The 18,507-nt window shown below is 69.2% G+C and carries 20 protein-coding genes; 11 read left to right on the top strand and 9 right to left on the bottom strand.

Annotated elements, in window-relative coordinates:
- Positions 1-157 precede the first annotated feature (157 nt).
- From IRZ30_RS08545 to IRZ30_RS08530, 4 genes are all read right to left on the bottom strand, one after another.
- Complete coding sequence (locus IRZ30_RS08545) at positions 158-292, bottom strand: hypothetical protein (RefSeq protein WP_294084505.1); 135 nt, start codon at positions 290-292, stop codon at positions 158-160.
- 31 nt (positions 293-323) lie between these two features.
- Complete coding sequence (locus tag IRZ30_RS08540; protein WP_294084502.1) at positions 324-1,397, bottom strand: hypothetical protein; 1,074 nt, start codon at positions 1,395-1,397, stop codon at positions 324-326.
- Positions 1,398-1,789: 392 nt separating this feature from the next.
- On the bottom strand, positions 1,790-2,158 hold the full coding sequence (locus IRZ30_RS08535; RefSeq protein ID WP_012873497.1) for a hypothetical protein: 369 nt from the start codon (positions 2,156-2,158) through the stop codon (positions 1,790-1,792).
- A 35-nt stretch (positions 2,159-2,193) separates the two neighbouring features.
- Positions 2,194-2,709, bottom strand: a complete 516-nt coding sequence (locus IRZ30_RS08530; RefSeq protein WP_273032853.1) for a hypothetical protein — start codon at positions 2,707-2,709, stop codon at positions 2,194-2,196.
- Positions 2,710-2,924: 215 nt separating this feature from the next.
- Between IRZ30_RS08530 and IRZ30_RS08525 the strand changes: the two genes are divergently transcribed.
- The 3 genes from IRZ30_RS08525 to IRZ30_RS08515 all read left to right on the top strand — a co-directional run bounded on the left by IRZ30_RS08525 (position 2,925) and on the right by IRZ30_RS08515 (position 5,566).
- The gene (locus IRZ30_RS08525) at positions 2,925-4,250 is read left to right on the top strand and encodes an Nramp family divalent metal transporter (RefSeq protein WP_366945330.1); all 1,326 of its coding nucleotides are present in this window, start codon (positions 2,925-2,927) and stop codon (positions 4,248-4,250) included.
- Entirely contained in the window at positions 4,247-5,158 is a 912-nt protein-coding gene (locus IRZ30_RS08520) for a universal stress protein (protein ID WP_294084489.1), read from the top strand. The genes IRZ30_RS08525 and IRZ30_RS08520 overlap by 4 nt, the downstream gene beginning before the upstream one ends.
- A gap of 117 nt (positions 5,159-5,275) precedes the next feature.
- Positions 5,276-5,566: a hypothetical protein gene (locus tag IRZ30_RS08515; RefSeq protein ID WP_294084488.1), complete on the top strand. Its 291-nt coding sequence runs from the start codon at positions 5,276-5,278 to the stop codon at positions 5,564-5,566.
- An 85-nt stretch (positions 5,567-5,651) separates the two neighbouring features.
- On the opposite strand, the gene IRZ30_RS08510 is transcribed toward IRZ30_RS08515, so the two are convergent.
- Positions 5,652-6,092 carry a TIGR03668 family PPOX class F420-dependent oxidoreductase gene (locus IRZ30_RS08510; protein WP_294084487.1) on the bottom strand — a complete coding sequence of 147 codons (441 nt, stop codon included), beginning with the start codon at positions 6,090-6,092 and terminating at the stop codon, positions 5,652-5,654.
- 75 nt (positions 6,093-6,167) lie between these two features.
- Here IRZ30_RS08510 and IRZ30_RS08505 point away from each other — a divergent pair, with 75 nt between their 5' ends.
- From IRZ30_RS08505 to IRZ30_RS08475, 7 genes are all read left to right on the top strand, one after another.
- Complete coding sequence (locus tag IRZ30_RS08505) at positions 6,168-6,458, top strand: metalloregulator ArsR/SmtB family transcription factor (RefSeq protein WP_294084486.1); 291 nt, start codon at positions 6,168-6,170, stop codon at positions 6,456-6,458.
- Positions 6,459-7,171: 713 nt separating this feature from the next.
- Positions 7,172-8,044 carry a TIGR02587 family membrane protein gene (locus IRZ30_RS08500; protein WP_294084485.1) on the top strand — a complete coding sequence of 291 codons (873 nt, stop codon included), beginning with the start codon at positions 7,172-7,174 and terminating at the stop codon, positions 8,042-8,044.
- Entirely contained in the window at positions 8,041-8,472 is a 432-nt protein-coding gene (locus IRZ30_RS08495) for a hypothetical protein (protein WP_294084484.1), read from the top strand. The genes IRZ30_RS08500 and IRZ30_RS08495 overlap by 4 nt, the downstream gene beginning before the upstream one ends.
- A gap of 224 nt (positions 8,473-8,696) precedes the next feature.
- On the top strand, positions 8,697-9,908 hold the full coding sequence (locus IRZ30_RS08490; RefSeq protein ID WP_294084483.1) for an aminotransferase class I/II-fold pyridoxal phosphate-dependent enzyme: 1,212 nt from the start codon (positions 8,697-8,699) through the stop codon (positions 9,906-9,908).
- Between the two features lie 77 nt (positions 9,909-9,985).
- The gene (locus IRZ30_RS08485; protein ID WP_294084482.1) at positions 9,986-10,939 is read left to right on the top strand and encodes an LLM class flavin-dependent oxidoreductase; all 954 of its coding nucleotides are present in this window, start codon (positions 9,986-9,988) and stop codon (positions 10,937-10,939) included.
- Between the two features lie 446 nt (positions 10,940-11,385).
- Positions 11,386-11,889: a DinB family protein gene (locus IRZ30_RS08480; RefSeq protein WP_294084481.1), complete on the top strand. Its 504-nt coding sequence runs from the start codon at positions 11,386-11,388 to the stop codon at positions 11,887-11,889.
- Positions 11,890-12,051: 162 nt separating this feature from the next.
- The gene (locus IRZ30_RS08475) at positions 12,052-14,862 is read left to right on the top strand and encodes a GAF domain-containing protein (protein ID WP_294084480.1); all 2,811 of its coding nucleotides are present in this window, start codon (positions 12,052-12,054) and stop codon (positions 14,860-14,862) included.
- Positions 14,863-14,880: 18 nt separating this feature from the next.
- On the opposite strand, the gene IRZ30_RS08470 is transcribed toward IRZ30_RS08475, so the two are convergent.
- The 4 genes from IRZ30_RS08470 to IRZ30_RS08455 form a co-directional block, all read right to left on the bottom strand.
- Positions 14,881-15,246 carry a hypothetical protein gene (locus IRZ30_RS08470; RefSeq protein ID WP_294084479.1) on the bottom strand — a complete coding sequence of 122 codons (366 nt, stop codon included), beginning with the start codon at positions 15,244-15,246 and terminating at the stop codon, positions 14,881-14,883.
- Between the two features lie 219 nt (positions 15,247-15,465).
- The gene (locus IRZ30_RS08465) at positions 15,466-15,771 is read right to left on the bottom strand and encodes a hypothetical protein (RefSeq protein ID WP_294084477.1); all 306 of its coding nucleotides are present in this window, start codon (positions 15,769-15,771) and stop codon (positions 15,466-15,468) included.
- 124 nt (positions 15,772-15,895) lie between these two features.
- A complete protein-coding gene (locus IRZ30_RS08460; RefSeq protein ID WP_294084475.1) occupies positions 15,896-16,159 on the bottom strand; it encodes a hypothetical protein in 264 nt (87 codons plus the stop codon).
- A gap of 60 nt (positions 16,160-16,219) precedes the next feature.
- The gene (locus tag IRZ30_RS08455) at positions 16,220-16,462 is read right to left on the bottom strand and encodes a hypothetical protein (protein ID WP_294084473.1); all 243 of its coding nucleotides are present in this window, start codon (positions 16,460-16,462) and stop codon (positions 16,220-16,222) included.
- A 241-nt stretch (positions 16,463-16,703) separates the two neighbouring features.
- Between IRZ30_RS08455 and IRZ30_RS08450 the strand changes: the two genes are divergently transcribed.
- A complete protein-coding gene (locus IRZ30_RS08450) occupies positions 16,704-17,831 on the top strand; it encodes a class II histone deacetylase (RefSeq protein ID WP_294084471.1) in 1,128 nt (375 codons plus the stop codon).
- Positions 17,832-18,507 lie beyond the last annotated feature (676 nt).

The following is an 18,507-nucleotide window of genomic DNA, read 5'->3' as shown; positions in this document are numbered from 1 at the left end:
ATCTACGAGAAGCACGCGCAGCTCGACGGGGTCTGGCGCGACGTGGTCATCGTCGAGCGCCTGCTGCCGGGGACGATCGCCAACCCGCCGGCGGAGTGGTAGGCAGGGGTGTGTTCCGTGGTGCGTGTTCCGTGAGTCTCACCCCCGCCGGGTCATCCTACGGCCGTCGCGCACGCCGCCAATGCCGGAGGCGGACGCCCGAGTAGACCACCATGCCGCTAAGCAGAAGGAACCCAAAACCGAACAAGGAGAGATCGAGCAGCGTCGGGCCGACTACTTCCACGATCCCCATCCTCTCACGATCCCCTTCACGGGCTTCCACGCTAACGAGCGCGAGCCGGAACCGCCACCTGCCACCGGAGGCTGCGTTGGGGAAGTTCGGCCAGCAGTACACGCTCCGGCTCCGGGCGCTCCGGGCCCGGCAGGCGAAAGCCGGCCACCTCGATGCTCTCAGCGCTGGCAATGAACGTCAGCCGCGTCGCCCCCGGCGCCACCGAGGGGTAGAACGCCGCCCGCATCCGCTGCGTCGCCCACCAGAGCGTGCGACCGGCCTCTCCCTCGTAATGCTGCAGCAGATAGCGATGACCGAGATCGTCGACCAACTGGTTGAAGCCGGGCCAGCGCGGTAGCACGTGGTGGAGATCGCCCCGTCCCGGGAGCCGACGGGCACGGATCCGCGTCCGCACCGTGATCAGCGTTCCGCCCTTGCCAAAAGCAACCTCGTCGACGGTGACGCGTAGCCCACGCTCCATCCGGATCACCGCTCGCGGGAACGTGACCTGCACCACCGGCCCGATCTGGAGCGAGTGGAGCGGCGGCCGCGCCTGCTCCATCAGGCGGTGCAGCGCCATCGCCGCGCCCTGCGACGCGCGCTCCTCGCGGAGCCAGGCCAGCGCGTCCACGTCCTCCGGCAACGCGAGCAGATCGGCGAGCAGCGGGCTGGCGCCGCGCGCCCTGGCGTCAGCGGGGTCAGGTGTTCCACGAAGCTGGCGCACACGCCCGAGCGTCGCCCGCAGGGCGTCAGGCGCGGCCAGTCCATGCTGCGGGATCGCGTCGAAGAGATCGGACTCCTCGGGCAGGTCGACGAGCCGGCCCAGCAACGCCCGCTCCCCCGCCTTGGGCGCGTCGAAGCCGTACCATCGCGCCCGGCGCACGCCGACGACCCGGCCGCGCAACTCGTCCAGCGCGGCGTGCAGCGCAATCCGCGCGCACAGCGGGCCACGATGCGCCGCCAGCCAGGCGACGGGATCCTGCTCCGCGGGGAGCTGAAGCAGGTCGGCGAGGAGCTGCCGCTCCTCGACCGCCCCCGGATCCAGCAGGTAGGTGCCCGGCGGCAGGTGCCGCAACGTTTCCAGCCGCTGGAGGTCTCGCCGAATGTCGTCGTCGGGATCAAACATCGTCGGCTCCTTGTCCCCCGAGCTCCCGGACACACGCCGCGGCCAGGAAATCGTCGTGTCGTCCGTCGGGTACAACATCGCACGCGCGAGACCACCCACCGGACGAACCGTGCTGCTCATCGTCGCTCCGGCGTCACCGGTCCAGGCCCACGCTCCCCTGCGACAACGTCACTGTTATGTGAATCGTTCGCCCCTATGTGAAACCCTCTCCCCGCTTCGTCAAAAGGCACGACTCCTCTTTCCGTCTGAGTGACCCGCCTGCAGAGCAGTGGAGATCGAGGAGACGCTCGCCCAACTCGACGGTGCCTGGCGGGACGTGGTGATGGTCGAGCGCCTGCTGCCTGGGACGATTGCGAATCCGCCGGAGGGCTGGTACGAGGAAGTTTCGGGCTTCAGGGGGCTGGAGCGTGATGCTGCCGCAACTCGCGAAAAGCAAAATAGTTCGCGATCACGCCCCGGAGCGGCTCCTGGTTCGCGATCGCCTTTTGCCGCAGCCGCTTGATGCTCGGCTCGACCTGGGTCAGGTCGAGACTGGTGACCAGATAGAGTAACTGGGCGATCACCTCCACGGGTTGCTCGCCCTCAGCGAGGATCTGGCCCGCCGCCTGAACAAATGCCTCACGGTCCTCACCGGCTGTCCGGTGATAAAGATCTAAGACCGCATCCAGGCCGTACCAATCCAACCGGCTATTGGCGACACCGCGCAGGTCGTCCGTCTCGCCGCGGAGCCGATTGAGGATGGCGTGGTAGTAGTCTGTCAAGACGGTCCTCCTCTATGGTCTCGGCTCAAAGCCGATCAGAGAGGTAAATGGTACCATCGCGGTCCATTGCCATCGACATCGACGTAGATGACTTCCATCGTTTCGTCGAGCGGGAGGTTCCCAACCAAACACCACTCTCGCGCACCGCCGCCGGTCAGTCCCTGCCGCGCGCCCAAGGGCGGTACCGGCGTGTAGACCTCGCCGTCGGCCGGGATGGTGAAGCGCACGATCGCGCAGCCGTACAAGCTGCATGCCTGGTGAGCTCTCGTCGGAAGCCCCATCCTTCGCGCGAAGTCTGCCGGCCCATGCACTCCTTCGAGCGACTCGCGGTCCGTGAAGAAGACGAACTGAGCGCCGGGTGGCGCCAGCGGCGGTGGCGATGCGGAGATTCCCGCCGCGCGAGCCGAGACGAACAGCCGCCAGGGCCAATGCAGCAGCGTCCACCATGTGGACCCGGCGATGATCCGGTAGCCCTCGGTGGGTGGCTGGCTCGGTTGGAGGCTGCGCCACTGCCCCGGCGAGCCTCCGAAAGGGCAACCTCGATTAACCACCAGGCTTCCCTGCGCCAGACATTGCGTAAACCGGTCGCTCCTATCCTACAGCGCAGTCGTTCTTCGTCAAGAGGCACGACTTCCGTATCCGACCGGATGACCGCATCACACGTCGGCGACCGCGCCCGCCCCCCTGGACCGACGGCATGCAGGCTGCTAGCGTACGGGCCGGTACACGGTAGAATTAGCTGTGGCAAATTTAGTGACTAGGCTCGATGAATGGATGCGGTGAGATGCCCAAGGACGGCGAGGTGGTGGGAGAACGACGGGTGATCCCCGCGGCAGGGCGGGAGGAGCAGCAGGGCGCCCCCGGACGGCTGGGCCGGATCCGGCGGGTGCTCCCCTTCCTCGGGCCGGCGTTCGTGGCGAGCGTCGCCTATATCGATCCGGGCAACTTCGCCACCAACATCCAGGGCGGCGCCCGCTTCGGTTACCTCCTGCTCTGGGTCATCCTGATGAGCAACCTGATGGCCATGCTCATTCAGTCGCTCTCGGCGAAGCTGGGCATCGCCACCGGGCGCAACCTGGCCGAGGTCTGCCGCGATCACTTCCCCCGCCCGCTGGTGTACGGCATGTGGGTGGTCGCGGAGATGGTCGCGATGGCGACCGACCTGGCCGAGTTCCTGGGCGCGGCGATCGGGTTCAACCTGCTCTTCCACATCCCGCTCCTGCCGGCCGGCATCCTGACCGGCGTGGTCACCTTCGTGATCCTGGCGCTCGAACGCTTCGGCGCGCGGCCCCTGGAGGCCGTGATCGCCGCCTTCGTCGGCGTGATCGCCGTGAGCTATGTCATCGAGACCGCGTTGGCAAGCCCCGATTGGGGCACGCTGGGTCGACACGCCTTGGTGCCGCAGCTCGAGGGCGAAGAGAGCCTCCTCCTGGCAGTGGGCATCCTGGGCGCCACGGTCATGCCGCACGTCATCTTCCTCCACTCCTCACTCACCCAGAGCCGGATCCGGCCGAAGGACGTCGCCCAGGCGCGGCGCATCTACCACTTCGAGATCCTGGACGTGGTCATCGCGATGGGGCTCGCCGGCCTGGTGAACATGGCGATGTTGATCATGGCGGCCGCCACGTTCCACGCCGAGGGGCTGATCGAGATCGCCTCGATTGAAGAGGCCTATCGCACGCTGACACCGCTGCTCGGCCCGCTGGCGAGCACCGTCTTCGCCATCTCGCTGCTCGCCGCCGGGCTTTCCTCCTCGACCGTCGGCACCATGGCCGGGCAGGTCATCATGCAGGGCTTCCTGAACTGGCACATCCCGGTCTGGCTGCGCCGTGCCATCACCATGGCGCCGGCGCTGGTTGTCATCGCGCTCGGGCTCGACCCAACGCGAACGCTGGTCATCAGCCAGGTGATCCTCAGCTTCGGTATCCCCTTTGCGCTTATTCCGCTGGTACTCTTCACCCGCGACCGGAGGATTATGGGCGACCTCGTGAACCAAACCTGGACGACCCGGGTGGCCTGGCTGGTCGCTTCGGTGATCGTGGGCTTGAACGTGTTCCTGCTCGTCGCCACGTTCCAGGGAGGGATCCTGTGACCAAGCGGCTCCGACACTTCCTGGTGCCGCTCGACGGCTCGCGGCTGGCCGAGGTCGTCCTGCCGACGGCCTACGACCTCGCCGCCGCCTGCGACGCCCGGATCACGCTCCTCCACATCATCGAGCATGACGCGCCAGCCACGGTTCACGGGGAACCGCACCTGGACAACGTCGAGACGGCCGACGCCTACCTGGCGGCCGTCGCCCACCGAGAGCAGAGAACCGGCGTCCCGACGACCACGCATGTCCACACCAACCCGGCGCACGATGTCGCCCGCGCTATCGGGGAGCACGCCGAGGAACTGGGCGTCGACCTGATCGTGCTGGCGACCCACGGCCGGGGCGGGCTGCGCGGTCTCCTCTTCGGGCGGATCGCGCAGCAGGTCCTGCACCACACGGCCACACCGGTCCTGCTGATCCGGCCGGTCGAGGGGGAAGCCGCGCCCACCCTGCGCCGTGGCCCCATCGTCGTCCCGCTCGACGGCACACCGGCGGCTGAGGCGGCCCTACCCCTCGCGCAGGCGCTGGCTGCCGCGACCGGCACCCATCTCCACCTGGTGCGCGTCGTCCCGACGGTCCAGACACTCACCACGGGGCGCGACCCGGCAGCGACGTTCACGCCGATCGCCACGGCGGCCCTGCTCGATCTGGAGGAGACGGCCGCGCGCGACTACCTGGCGGAGGTCGCGGACCGCGGCACGGGCGGGATCCCGACGACGACCGAGGTGCGACGCGGCGAGGTGGCGGCCGAACTTGCGGCGGCCGTGACCGACAGTGAGGCCGGCCTCGTGGTCATGGCCACGCACGGCCGCGCCGGGATTTCCGGCCACCTGGCCGGCAGCGTGGCCACGCGCCTGCTCTCCCGGCTCGACCGGCCACTGGTCTTGACGGGAGCGGACGGGCGCTAGCGGCGCGTTCGGCAACGGAGCACGACCGGCAGCAAGGCACTCTCCAAAGGCGTAGACTTGGCATGGCGGCGGGTGTCGGGTCCGCCGCCGATGCTGAGCCTGCTGAAGGAGCACCGTATGAGCGATCTGCCGCAAGCCGGGGAACGCCGTCCGATCTGGATGCCGCCGCTGGTGGGCGCCGGGGTTCTCTTCTGCCTCTTCCTGCTGGCGACCGCCGTGCGGAACAGCCCGATCGCCGCCAGCGCACGGGGCGTGATGATCGTCCTCTCGACCGTCGCGGCCGCGGCCGTCACCCTCTACGGCCTCAAGATGGTGGTCGAGACGCGCATCCGCGGCATCGCCAGCGCCGTCGCCGGAGCGGTCATGGTCGCCATGGGCGTCTACACCCTCCTCCACGTGCTGCGCTGACGGGAGCTGAACGCGGAGCGCGCCGGGAGCGAGGGCGAGCAGAACACGCGGCACGCGGCGGGCATCATCCGTCATGCCCCGCCGCTCACTCGTCCAGCACACCCCAGCTCGTGAGACGGTCGGGAGCCAGGACGATGATGGGTGCCGACTCCAGCGCCATGGCACGGTACTGCGGGTAGCGCTCACGCAGCAGAGCGACCGCAGTCGCATGGCCCTCCGCGCCCGCCGGGAGCACCCAGGCGCGCCCGCGCGCGTGCACCCAGCCGAGGCGGGACCAATCCTCGTCGTAGCGGTCAATGATCAGCGCGGCGCGGCCCGTGGCGTCCACGTTCTGGACCCGGCGGAGGGGGCGATCGCGCCGCTTCGGTTTTTCGTCGATCGGCGTGTAGAAGTACTCCCCATCGTAGGCGTAGCAGACGGGCACGACCGACGGCGCGCCCCGGGCGTCTACCGTCGCCAAATGCCCCACCCGCTGCCGGTCGATGAACGCGCGCTCCCGCGCGCTCGCCCGTGCTCCCGTCACCATCCTCCTACCCTCTCCACTCAGCACCTTGACCCCGCCCGCCCTTCATCGTAAAAATTCGAGCAAGGAGGGCGAGCTGTGAAGCCGATTGCGATGCCATCAGCGACGGACGAACGCCTTGTCACCATGCTGCGGGCCGTGGCCAACCCGGTGCGATATCGCATCTTGCAGATCCTGGCCGACCGCGGCGAGTGCCAGTGCGGTCCACTCGGCGCCGATCTGCCGATCGCCCAGTCCACGCTGTCGCAGCACCTGAAGGTTCTGCGCGAGGCCGGCCTGATCAAGGGGACGATCACCGGACCGGCCGTGTGCTACTGCCGCGACGAAGAGGCCATCGCCTGGCTCAAGCGCGCAATCCAGTCGCTCTGACCCCGCAAGACCACCGCCCGCCCACAAGGCCCGTGCCGGCCGTCGCACGCGGGTGGTCTTCGGCACGTAGTGTGTGGCGTGCGGATCCCCGCGCCGGGCGATGTGCCCGGGGTTAAAGCCGCCGGGCTGACAAGACGAAGCCGGCTGAAGTCGGCTGGGGATGATGAGCCGGCCAGGTGCAAGCACCGTGGCGCGTGCCCGGGGCTAAAGCCGCCGGGCTGAGTAGGGGTAAGCCCACCGAAGGGGCTGCGATGGCGACATCCCGGCGGATCCGATCCGACCACCCACCGGACCCAGCGTCCCCAGCCCCTTCAGTGGGCTTCGCTTCCTAGCCCGGCGGCTTTAGCCCCGGGCACGAACCGCGCGGCAGACACCGTATCACCTGGGTGTCTGCCCTGCTGAACCCCAGCCGGCTTGAGCCGGCTTTTCCTTGTCAGCCCGGCGGCTTCAGCCCCGGGCACGGGCCAAGCGCGTACACCTATGTCATTCGTCTAACGCCAATCACCCCCGGCCACGGGCCGACTACGTACGCTCAATGAATTCGCCGAACGCTGCGGCCCCCGACCGCACGCCACACGCGCGGGCGATTCGCACCTAGCGCCGGAGCACGGCATTCCCGCATCGGGAACGGTTATTGCTCTCTGGATAGCGGCCGCCACGGCGCATCAGCGCTCCCCTCGGCGGCTGACGGGCGCTGCGGGAGCGGATCGGTGATGAGCAGTGAGCCAGTCAAGCAGGCGCGGGAGCATGGGTGGGTAGACGAGGCGGCGTCCTTCGGTCGCGCCTTCGCCGGTGCCTACCTCTTCGGCATCCCGCTGCTGTTCACGATGGAAATGTGGTGGATCGGTACGTACGCCGATCTCTGGAAGCTCATCCTCTTCCTGGCGCTCACCTTCCTCGCGAACGTCGTCCTGACCTACCTGGCGGGGTTCAAGCCCAGGCGCGAGACGAGCCTGATTGCGTCGATCGATGAGTCGGTCGACACCCTCGCTGTCGGGGTGGTCGCGTCACTTATCGTCCTGCTCGTGCTCAACCGCATCGCGCCGGGCGACCCGCTCGACGCGATCCTCGGCATGGTCATCGTCCAGACGATTCCCTTGAGCATCGGCGCCTCGCTCGCCAATGCCGTGTTCGACCGGCGCGAGGGTCGCACCGGTGAGCAGCCGTCGGCGGCGGAGTCGCATGCCTGGCGGGACGCGCTCAACGACCTCGGGGCAACGATCATCGGCGGGGTCTTCATCGGCTTCTCAATCGCGCCGACGGATGAGATCCAACTCCTCGCGGCGAGCGTGGACATCTACCATGAGGTCGCGCTGGTGGTGCTGACGCTGGTCGTCGGCTACATCATCGTCTTCACCAGCGGCTTCGACCCGGAGTCGGCCGGGCCGCGGCCGACCGGCCCGTTCCAGCACCCCATCACCGAGACCGTCGTGTCGTACGTCGTCTCGTTGTCGGTGGCGTTCTGGGCGCTCTATCTCCTGGACCGCGTCGACTTTGGTGACCCATTCCCCAGTGTTCTGTCACAGGTGTTGGTGCTGGGCCTGCCGACGATGGTTGGCGGCGCAGCCGGGAGGCTCGCGGTATGACGGTGACGGAGCAGCGGGAGACCGCAGCGCAGCAGGAGCGGCCGGATCCGGGCCGGACGACGGTCGAGTGGATCACCCTCGGGATCAGCCTACTGATCGTCGCCACCGTGATCGGGCTCATCGTCTATGCCTACGTCACCCGCGGCTCGACGCCCCCGATCATCGATGCGAGCGCGCCGGTCGACCGGGTCCGGCAGGTGCAAGACCGCTACTACCTGCCGATCGAAGTGCGGAACAGTGGCGGGCAGACGGCGAAAGACGTGCGCGTCGCGATCTCGCTCACCACCCCCGACGGCCGGACCGAGACCGCCGAGGTGCTGATCGACTTCCTCGCCGGGGACGAGACGGCGCAGGCCACCGCGGTGTTCACACACGACCCGCGCCAGGGCACGGTCACGGTGGGGGTCATCAGCTACCTCGCGCCGTGACCGGCTGATGGACCCCTCACCCCCATTGCGCCGATAAATCGCCTCACATAAACTATCAGGAATACTCTGAAGTAGGCACGTGGTCGTGCCTACTGTGCCTCATGCGCGAGCGAGCGGGACGCTGCGCCGAGCCGCGGCGCGGTGGCCATCGGATCGAACCCAGCGACACCGCCTGCGGCAGAGAGCCGGCATGGCGTCTGGTGAGCAGGGAAAGGATCCCGCCCATGTCGTCCCTCCCCCCGCTTTCCCCGCGAACGCGCGCGATCCTCGACATCATGGGACCGTTTCTCAGTTCGATCAGGGACTCGACCTACGCCCGCCGACAGCACGAGCCGGGGATCCTCGACTTCATGCTCGGCGATCCCCACGAGCCGCCGCTGCCGGGCATCACGGAGGCGATCCAGCGCTGGAGCGTCCCGCAGGACAACCACTGGTTCGCCTACAAGCTGAGCGAGCCGGAGGCCCAGGCGACGGTCGCGGCGGCGCTCCGCCAGCGCCGGGGCATCCCGTTCGCCGCCCAGGACATCCTCATGACCACAGGCGCCTTCGGCGCGCTGGCCAACTCGCTCCTGGCGCTGGCCGGTGAGGGCGACGAGGTGGTCTTCATCTCCCCGCCCTGGTTCTTCTACGAGGCGATGATCGTCGCCGCGGGCGCCACGCCGGTACGGGTTCCGGTGCAGCCCGGCACCTTCGATCTCGACCTCGACGCCCTCGCCGCAGCCATCACGCCGCGGACGCGAGTGGTGCTCGTCAACTCGCCGCACAACCCCACCGGCAAGATCTACCCGCCCGAGACGCTGGAGCGGCTGGCGCGGCTGCTGCGCGAGGCATCCGAGCGGCACGGCCGGCCGATCTACCTGATTTCGGACGAGTCGTACAGCCGCATCGTCTGCGACGGGCGGGCCTTTCACAGCCCCGCGGCCTTCTACCCGTACACCGTCCTGATCTACACCTTCGGCAAGACGCTGCTGGCTCCCGGCCAGCGGCTGGGCTACATCGCCCTCCCGCCGGACATGCCGGAGCGGGAGCTGGTACACCTGGCGATCATGATGCGTCAGGTCGTGGGCGGCTACGGCTTCCCGAACGCGGTGATGCAGTACGCCGTTGGTGATCTGGAGGAGCTGTCGATCGACATCGAGCACCTGCAACGCAAGCGGGACCGGATGGTGGCGGCGCTGCGGGAGATGGGCTACGAGGTCCACACGCCGGAGGGCACGTTCTACCTGCTGCCCCGCTCGCCCTGGGCGGACGACCTGGCCTTCACCGAGCTGCTCGCCACCCACGACATCTTCGTGCTGCCGGGAGCGAGCATCGAGGCGCCGGGCCACTTCCGCATTTCGCTCACCGCGAGCGACGACATGATCGACCGGGCACTGCCGGGCTTTGCCACCGCGATCGCCCACGCCCGGACTCATGCGCCCGCGGCCGCCGGCTGAGCGCGGCGCCCGGTGCGCCGCTTGACAGGCGCGGCCCCGGCGGCGGATCATGCCGGTCCAGCCGAAAGGAGGCCGCGATGAACCAGCGCCAGCCGACGTCAGGTGCCGGCCGGCCGCTTCGGGTCGGGCTGCTGCTCCCGACCGGCGAGGGGCTGATGGCCGGTGAGACGCCCCATTGGCCCGACATACTTGCCATGGCCCGGCGGGCCGAGGAACTGGGCTACGACTCCCTCTGGGTGCCGGACCACTTCCTGATGCGCTTCCCAGGGCGCACCCGCCCGCCCCGTGGCACGTGGGACTGCTGGACCCTGCTCGCGGCGCTGGCGGCGACGACCGAGCGCGTCGAGATTGGCTCGCTCGTCAGCAGCACCACCTTCCGCAACCCGGCGCTGCTGGCCTGGATCGCCAACACGGTCGACGACGTGAGCGGCGGCCGGCTGATCCTCGGCGTGGGCGCCGGAGACGCCCCACTGGAGCACGAAGCCCTGGGGGTTTCCTACGATCGCCGCGCCAGCCGCTTCGAGGAGGCGATCCAGATCATCAGCGGCCTGCTCCGCGACGGCACCAGCACGTTCGACGGTACCTTCTACCAGACGCGTGATGCCGAACTCCGCCCGCGCGGCCCTCGCCCCAGCGGCCCACCGATCATGATCGGCACCGGCACCCGCGGCCCGCGCATGCTGCGCCTTGCCGCGCGCTACGGGGATATGTGGAACGCCTGGCTCGCCTTCGGCCGCAGCCAGCCCGACGCCATCCCACCCCTGCGCGAGGCCGTCGACGCTGCCTGCCGCGACGTCGGGCGGGACCCGGCGACGCTCGCCCGCAGCGTGGCCGTCCAGGTGGACTATCTCGGCCGCGAGGAGTACCCCGAAGGACTCGCCCCACTGACCGGCTCCCCCGAAGAGCTGGCCGAGCAGTTCCGCGCCTTCGCCCGCGAGGGGATCAATCACCTCCAGGTCGTCCTCCGCCCGACGACATTAGAAACCATCGAGCGCCTCGCGCCCGTGCTGGAGCTGCTGGATCGGGGATGAGGGATGGTGCGTGCAGGAAGTGTTACCGCTACCGTCGGTGGCGCCACCTGAACGGAACAGGCTCGTCGTATAATGCGGTCACGAATGACCTGTTCCGCAAACTGGTGAAGAAGTCACAACCCCGGGGCTCTAACGGCGTCTCCGTACGCAACCCGCCGACGGGTGGCGCGAGGATCCTCACTCCGTGATTAGTGCCCGGGGTAATGGGTCTTGATGAATTAGATGGGTGTACGCCGTCGGCACGTGCCCGGCGGCTTTAGCCCCGGACACCAACCACGATGCGGGATCTTCGCACCACCCGTCCCGTGACCTGATCGAGGACGGCCGCCTCTGACAGCTCGGTCACGCATCCCCTCCCCAACGCCCCTTGACGTCGCGGCAAGGTTGGCGCATGTTGAGGCCGGGAACGGATATTGGGGCCGGGTGCCGGAGAAGGGGGACGCGGGATGTTCGACGAGCGAGCGGAGCTGCTGCAGGTCTACCGGAGCACGCCCGATACGCTCCGGGCGCTGCTGCGCGGCCTGCCGGATGAGGTGGTGCGTGCCGGCGGCGAGGGCGAGGACGCCTGGTCGATCGTGGAAGTGGTCTGCCACCTGCGCGACGCCGAGGCGCGCGTGATCGAGCGCGTGCGACTGATGCGCGATGAGGAGCGCCCCTTGCTCGCCGCGTATGACCAGGAGGAGGTCGCGCGGGCCGGCCGCTACCGTGACCAGTCGCTGACACAGGCGCTCGACGAGTTCCACCGGCTGCGCGGGGAGCAGATCGCGATGCTGGAGGCGCTGACGCCGGAACAGTGGCAGCGGTCCGGCGTCCACGCCGAGGTGGGCGAGATCACGATCCAGCAACTCGTGGCGCACATGGCGGCGCACGACGCAATCCACCTCGCGCAGATCGCCCGCTGCATCATCCGCCACGTGATGAACGGGGGGCGACCGATCCCGACCCCGTGAGGAGCTTGCGCCGCACCCTACGGTCGACGGAACTTCTGATAGCATTGCAGGCAGGGAGCCCGGTCACGATGCCTGCCCGCGCGGGCCGGCACTCCCTGGGCTCGCACCGGCTCCAGCCAATCGATCCCGGCGTGGCCTGGGGCAGACGAGGGGGCCTGGCGCGTGGTGAAGCCGTCATCATCTCAATGGCTCGGCGACCTTGCGAGCGTCGAAAAGGGATTCGCCGCGCTGCTCGAGTCGGCGCCGGATGCGATCGTGATCGTCGACCAGAACGGGCGGATCGTCCTGGCGAACTCCCAAACCGAGCACCTCTTCGGCTACACACGGGAGGAGTTACTCGGCCAGCCGGTCGAGATGCTGCTGCCCGAGCGCTTCCGGGAAGCACACCGGGCGCACCGGGCCGCCTATACCAACGCCCCGCGCACACGCCCGATGGGTATCGGCCTGGAGCTCTTCGGCCGGCGGCGTGACGGAAGCGAGTTCCCTACCGAGATCAGCCTCAGCCCCGTCGAAACCCCGCAGGGCATGCTGGTGACCAGCATCATCCGCGACGTCACCGACCGCAAGGTCGCGGAAGCCGAGCGTGCCCGCCTCCTGCTGAGTGAGCAGGCGGCGCGGGCGGAGGCCGAGCGCACCGCGGAGCGGTTCCGCCGCCTGCAGGCGGTCACCGACACCGCGCTGGCGCACCTGTCGCTCGATGCCCTCCTCGAAGCATCGCTCGACCGCGTCCGCGAGGCGCTGGAGGTCGAAACGGTCGCCATCCTGCTCCTCGACCCGGAACGTGGCGTGCTGCGCCCGTCGGCGACCCGCGGCCTGGACCCGGACAGTCTCGGTGAGGTCGAGGTACCCCTCGGCTCCGGCTTTGCCGGCCGCGTGGCGGCGGCGCGCCGCACGTTGATCTTCGACAACCCCGCGGATGTCGGCCGTATGCACCCGGACCTGCGCGCGCAGGGGGTGCAGGCGCTGTTGGGCGCGCCGATGTTCGTCGAGGGGGACGTGGTTGGCGTGGTGCAGGTCGGCACGACGCAGCCGCGGGAGTTCACCGACGACGACGCCGAGTTGCTGCAGCGCGTCGCCGACCGGCTCGCGCTCGCGATCGGTCGTGCCCGGGCATACGAAGCCGAGCGCGCGGCCCGTGCTGCGACCGAGGCGGCGGAGCAGCGCGCGGCCTTCCTGGCGCGCGCGAGCCAGATCCTCGCCAGTTCGCTTGATTACGAGACGACCCTGGCCAGCCTGGCCCGGCTCACCGTCCCGGCCCTGGCCGACTGGTGCACGATCGACGTGGTCGAAGAGGACGGCCGCGTGGCACGGGTCGCGACGGCGCACGCCGACCCGGAAAAGGAACCCCTGCTGCGCACGATGATCCGCCGCTTCCCGACCGACCTGCCGGCCACGATGCCGCTGCGGCGAGCGCTCGAGACGGGGCAGCCGCAGCTCGTGCCGGACCTCCCGGAAGATCACCTCCCCCGGGTCACGCGCGCCGAGACCCTCGAAGTCGTCCGCCGGGTGGGAGCGCGCTCGTTGATCGTCGCGCCGCTGGTTGCACGCGAGCGGTGCCTGGGCGCCATCACGCTCATCTACAGCGACTCCGATCGGCGCTACGGGCCGGCCGATGTCGCCCTGGTGGAGGATCTGGCGCGGCGCGCCGCGCTCGCGGTCGACAACGCCCGCCTGTACTACGAGGCCCAGCGGGCGCGAGAGCAGGTCGAGCGCCAGGCGGCGCGGCTAGACCTGCTGGCCGGGGCCGCTCGCCTCGTCGCCGAGGCGAGCCTGGATCTCCGCGCGATTCTCGAGACGGTCAGCCAGCGCGTCGCCGTGATCCTCGACGGCGCCTGCGTCATCGGGCTTCTCTCACCGGACGATGCACGGTTCGACCCGATGGCCTTCCACCATGGTGACCCCGCCACGCTGGAGGCGCTGCAGACCATGCCGCCCGTCCCACTTGAGGACGGCGAGGGATTCATCGCGTCGGTCATGCGCAGCGGACAGCCGCTGCTGCACGCCGCGATCACGCCGGAGGAGGCCCAGGCGGGTCTGATGCCGGGCCAGCAGGGCTTCGTCGCACAATTCCCCATCCACAGCCTGCTGATCGCACCCCTGTCGGTTCGCGGACGGAGCATCGGCGCCCTCATCGTCTGGCGCGACCGGCCGGACCACCCGTACACCGAAGAGGATCTGACCTTCCTGCAGGACCTCGCCGACCGCGCCGCGCTGGCGGTGGACAACGCGATGCTCTATCGCGCCGCCCAGGAGGCGGTGCTGGCACGCGAGGAATTCCTCTCAGTCGCATCCCACGAGTTGAAGACCCCGTTGACGACGGTGAAGGGCTGGGTGTACCTGCTGGCCGACGAAGTGCGCCGGGAGAATCCCGACCGGGAGGCGATACGGGAATTCACCGACGAGCTGCAGAGCCAGATCGACCGCTTCGAAGGGCTGATCGCCGATCTCCTCGACGCTTCCCGCATCCAGCAGGGGCGGATCGACCTGCGCCCGGAGCCGGTGGCGCTCAACGATCTCGCGCGGCGCGTCCTGGCGCGTTTCGAGCACGCGCCCGAGCGGACGCCACGCCACACGCTGGCGCTGGAGGCGACCGAGCCGATCGCGGGCGTCTGGGACCCGGACCGGCTCGAGCAGGTGCTGGTCAACCTGATCTCCAATGCCCTCAAGTACTCGCCGGACGGCGGTGACGTCCGCGTCCAGTTGCGGCGCGACGGGGATCAGGTCGAATTGACGGTGAGTGACGAGGGTATCGGGATCGCCCCGGCGGACCAGAAGCGCCTGTTCCAGCCCTTCAGCCGCACGGAAGCGGCGCGCCAGCGCGCCAGCGGCACAGGTCTCGGGCTCTACATTACCCAGCGGATCGTGCGGGAGCACGGGGGAACGATCGACCTCTGCAGCGAACCGGGCAAGGGGACGACCGTCACTGTGCGGCTACCGATCATGCCTCCCGGCTGGACGCCGGAGGCCATGTAGCCAGCGCAACGCGTCCCGTCAGGGATTCGCCAGCTCCCCGGCACCGGGATCGACCCCTTCGGCGCGCGCCCTGCCCAGGGCGGTCACCTCGAAGAGGCGCGCACCGCTGGGCGTCTTCGTCAGCTCCAGCGACCCGTCCGCCGCCAGTGCGTCGAGGTCGGCCATGTCGGCCGCGGTGATCGGCTCGATACCCGGCCGGTAGATCACCACCCCGGCCAGCCCGACGCGGACCGCGGTGAACCGCTCCCACGGACCGGCCGGCGCGCTGCGCGCGGCCTCGACCAGGCGTTCCAGCAGCGCACGCCGCCGCTCTGCAACGACCGAATTCGTATTGGTATGCTGACCGTTCGTCATGGCGTACGCTACCCACATCTGTCCGATCACCCGAGCTGCACTCCCTGTGGGGAGCCCTACTCCCCTCAGCTAAAGCATAGCCCGCCCATGCTCGCAGGCGCCTATCACAGGGGCGAAGCGGCGTAGCAAGGTCATTACAAGATGGGGACAGCACGCGAGGGGTGAAGAGGCACCGGCCATGATGGTCGCCGGAATCTAACGGCACAGCGCCCTGCAAGGGCGCCCGTCGTCGGGGCTGGACGGCCACGCTCAGTTCAACCGCGAGCGGCGCTCACGCTCCAGGGCCTGCTGCTCAGTGATCCAGCGATGGAGCCCGTCCTCACTGTCGCCATAGGGAGCGCCGGCCGCGTAGTAGCGATCTCGGAGGAGCGAATCGGCCTGGGCAGCCACGCGGAAGATGGCCCGGACGATCATGCGGGCGGTCGCGATCTCGGCCTCCGGAGCGGCTTGGTCGAGCACGCGCAGACAGCGGCGGGCGAGATTATTGCCCTGCCGCACCTGCTCGGAGAGCCAGCGGCGCACGACCGCCACATCCTCCGGTGTCTCAATCCCCATGGCCGCCACCTCCTCCCAGGGAGTGGCCATCGAACGACCGACCTGCGATTGCCCCGTCACATCCCGTGCCGGGAATGATTCGTCGCGGGTCGCGACGAATCATTCCCGGCGCGCCGGTGACTCATTAGGATGACCCGTTGGTGTCGTCGAAGTGGTAGAACCCGTGAGGCTCGATTCCCAGTGCCCGGTTGAGCCGCGCCCGGTAGTTCTCCCAGGCACAAATCGCCGAGATCTCAACAATCTCGGGTGCGTCGAAGTGCTCCCGTAGCTGGCAGAAAAGGTCGTCGTCGATGGTGGGCGGTGTCGCCGTCACTGCTTCGGCGAACGCGAGCGCGACCTGCTCGGCTGCGGTCAGGTCGGGGTACGCTCGCCAGGTGCCCGCGCGCACAGCCGCGATGACGTCCGCCGGGACGCCTGCCTCGCTGCCACCGGCAGCGTGCAGTTCCTGTCACAAGGGGCAGCCGACGATGGCTGCGACGCGGAGGTTGAGCAAGGCGTGGAGGCGGCGGCTGGTACGCATCCCGCGGCTCAGCTCCCGGCTCATGGCGGCCGCGGCGAGCGCGACGTTCGGCGCGTGGGCTGTCTGCCGGAGCGAGTTGAGCACCGTGCCGTAGATGCGCACCTGCGCATCGGCCAGGTCTCGCAGTGAGGATGGGATGTCAGCATCGGGCACATCGGGAAGTCGAGCCACGCACCTTCTCCTTCGAACGACGCATGTCGAAACCCTCACGAACTCAGCTATCGTAGCACAACGGCCCCCTCGAACCCCTGGCCCGCAGCGGGCAATGATGCGAAGATACGGCATCCAACCTCCCATCCTCGACCGCTCCGGCCAAGCTCGCCCGCGGGCTCGGTAGCCAGGGGAACCGGGAGGCGAGACACGGACCACACACAGCCGCGCAGATCCGAGGCGCAGTGAAAGGAGATCGTCGGTGCCCGACCGATCTACCGGGCTGGTCTTCTGCGAGCGGTACCTGCAACACAACACCAACCCCTACCGGCTCTGGCGCTCCGGCAACCCGCTGCCCTTCGTCGAACAGGTCGACCACCCCTCGAACCCGCGCCTGGCGCAGCGCACCAAGCACCTGCTCGACCTGACCGGTCTGAGCAGCCGAATGGTGCGGATCGCGCCCTATCCCGCCACCGAGGAGGATGTCACCGCCTACCACACGCCGGCCTACGTGCAGCGCGTGCGCGAGATCTGCGCCGCCGGCGGCGGGGACACCGGCGAAGGGGCACCGGCCGCGCCGGACTCGTACGACATCGCGCTCCTCGCCGCCGGCGGCGTGATGGCCGCGGTAGACGCGGTGATGACGGGCCAGGTCCGCCAGTGCCTGGCGCTGGTACGACCGCCCGGCCACCACGCGATGGCCGATCGGGGCATGGGCTACTGCATCTTCGGCAACGTGGCGATCGCCGCGCACCACGCCCGGCGCCGCCACGGGGTCGAGCGCATCCTCATCGTCGACTGGGATGTCCACCACGGGAACGGGACGCAGGATGCCTTCTACGCCGACCCCGGCGTGCTCTTCATCTCGATCCACCAGGACGGGCTCTACCCGCCCGGCTGGGGGGCGGTGGAGGACACGGGGACCGGCCCCGGCACCGGCTACACGGTGAACATTCCCCTCCCGCCCGGGTCCGGCGACGCCGCCTATCTCGCGGCCTTCACGCGGATCATCGCCCCCATCGCCGCGCGCTTCCGCCCGGAACTGGTCATCGTCTCCGCCGGGCAGGACGCCAGCGCCAGCGATCCCCTGGGGCGGATGTGCCTGTCAACCGAAGCCTACCGCCGCATGACGGCCATCATGCGCGACATCGCCGCGACGTCCGCCGACGGCCGGCTGGTCGTCGCCCTGGAAGGCGGGTACAGCGAGATCTACGCGCCCTACTGCACCCTCGCGATCGCCGAGGAGCTGCTGGGCGAGCGCACCGGCATCGAGGAGCCCCTGAACCCCGAGCGGGTCGCAGCCTGGCGCACCTCGCGCGAGGTCTCCCACGACCAAGAGCAGGTCATCAAGCGCGTGATCGCCGTCCACCGCGAGCGCTGGGGCCTGTAGCCCGCGGCGCCGGTGCTCGGCGCGGATGTCGCGCGGGTGTCGTCGCTCGGTCCACGTGGGAATGGCCCTCACCCCCGGCCCCTCTCCCAACCTTGGGAGAGGGGAGTAACACACGCGGGCCGGGTGATCGTCCGTACGGCGCCCGCGCTCGTTCATGGCGCTTGGCAACGCGAACGAGCCAACGGTTCTATCCCAGCCCGGGTGCCGTGGTGAAGGGATCTCAGCGTGGTGGTATGTGCCCGGGGCTAAAGCCGCCGGGCTGAAAAGGGGTAAGCCCACTGAAGGGGCTGGGGACTGGGCGTCCCGCAGGCTGCCGAATCGGATTCGCCTGGTCGTGGCCATCGTAGCCCCTTCAGTGGGCTTTTGATTATTCAGCCCGGCGGCTTTAGCCCCGGGCACGTACCGACCGGCGGACACCGTATCACCGAGGGGTGAGCCCTCGTTTCCCCAGCCGGCTTCAGCCGGCTTTCGTTGTCAGCCCGGCGGCTTTAGCCCCGGGCACATACCTGGACAGCAGACACCGTATCACCAGGGTGTCATCACCGGGGCATCAGCCCGAAGGTCCGTCACACGCGATTGCTCCCAAGCCCATACCGATCGGGCAGGACGTCACGCACGGTGCGGAGCAGCGTACCGGTGTCGCAGGGTCGGGGGATGGTGGCGCGGGCGCCGAGGG

The sequence above is a fragment of the Sphaerobacter sp. genome (genome assembly GCF_019683595.1).
Classification (GTDB): Bacteria; Chloroflexota; Chloroflexia; order Thermomicrobiales; family Thermomicrobiaceae; genus Sphaerobacter.
The sequence above is the reverse complement of the archived record's forward strand: the minus strand, read 5'-3'. Positions and strand labels throughout refer to the sequence as shown.

Bases quoted from the DNA above. Each gene is read 5' to 3' on its own strand.
- IRZ30_RS08545 (WP_294084505.1), bottom strand. From the start codon at position 292: ATGGGGATCGTGGAAGTAGTCGGCCCGACGCTGCTCGATCTCTCCTTG.
- IRZ30_RS08540 (WP_294084502.1), bottom strand. From the start codon at position 1,397: ATGTTTGATCCCGACGACGACATTCGGCGAGACCTCCAGCGGCTGGAA.
- IRZ30_RS08525 (WP_366945330.1), top strand. From the start codon at position 2,925: ATGAATGGATGCGGTGAGATGCCCAAGGACGGCGAGGTGGTGGGAGAA.
- IRZ30_RS08515 (WP_294084488.1), top strand. From the start codon at position 5,276: ATGAGCGATCTGCCGCAAGCCGGGGAACGCCGTCCGATCTGGATGCCG.
- IRZ30_RS08510 (WP_294084487.1), bottom strand. From the start codon at position 6,092: ATGGTGACGGGAGCACGGGCGAGCGCGCGGGAGCGCGCGTTCATCGAC.
- IRZ30_RS08500 (WP_294084485.1), top strand. From the start codon at position 7,172: ATGAGCAGTGAGCCAGTCAAGCAGGCGCGGGAGCATGGGTGGGTAGAC.
- IRZ30_RS08495 (WP_294084484.1), top strand. From the start codon at position 8,041: ATGACGGTGACGGAGCAGCGGGAGACCGCAGCGCAGCAGGAGCGGCCG.
- IRZ30_RS08490 (WP_294084483.1), top strand. From the start codon at position 8,697: ATGTCGTCCCTCCCCCCGCTTTCCCCGCGAACGCGCGCGATCCTCGAC.
- IRZ30_RS08485 (WP_294084482.1), top strand. From the start codon at position 9,986: ATGAACCAGCGCCAGCCGACGTCAGGTGCCGGCCGGCCGCTTCGGGTC.
- IRZ30_RS08480 (WP_294084481.1), top strand. From the start codon at position 11,386: ATGTTCGACGAGCGAGCGGAGCTGCTGCAGGTCTACCGGAGCACGCCC.
- IRZ30_RS08465 (WP_294084477.1), bottom strand. From the start codon at position 15,771: ATGGGGATTGAGACACCGGAGGATGTGGCGGTCGTGCGCCGCTGGCTC.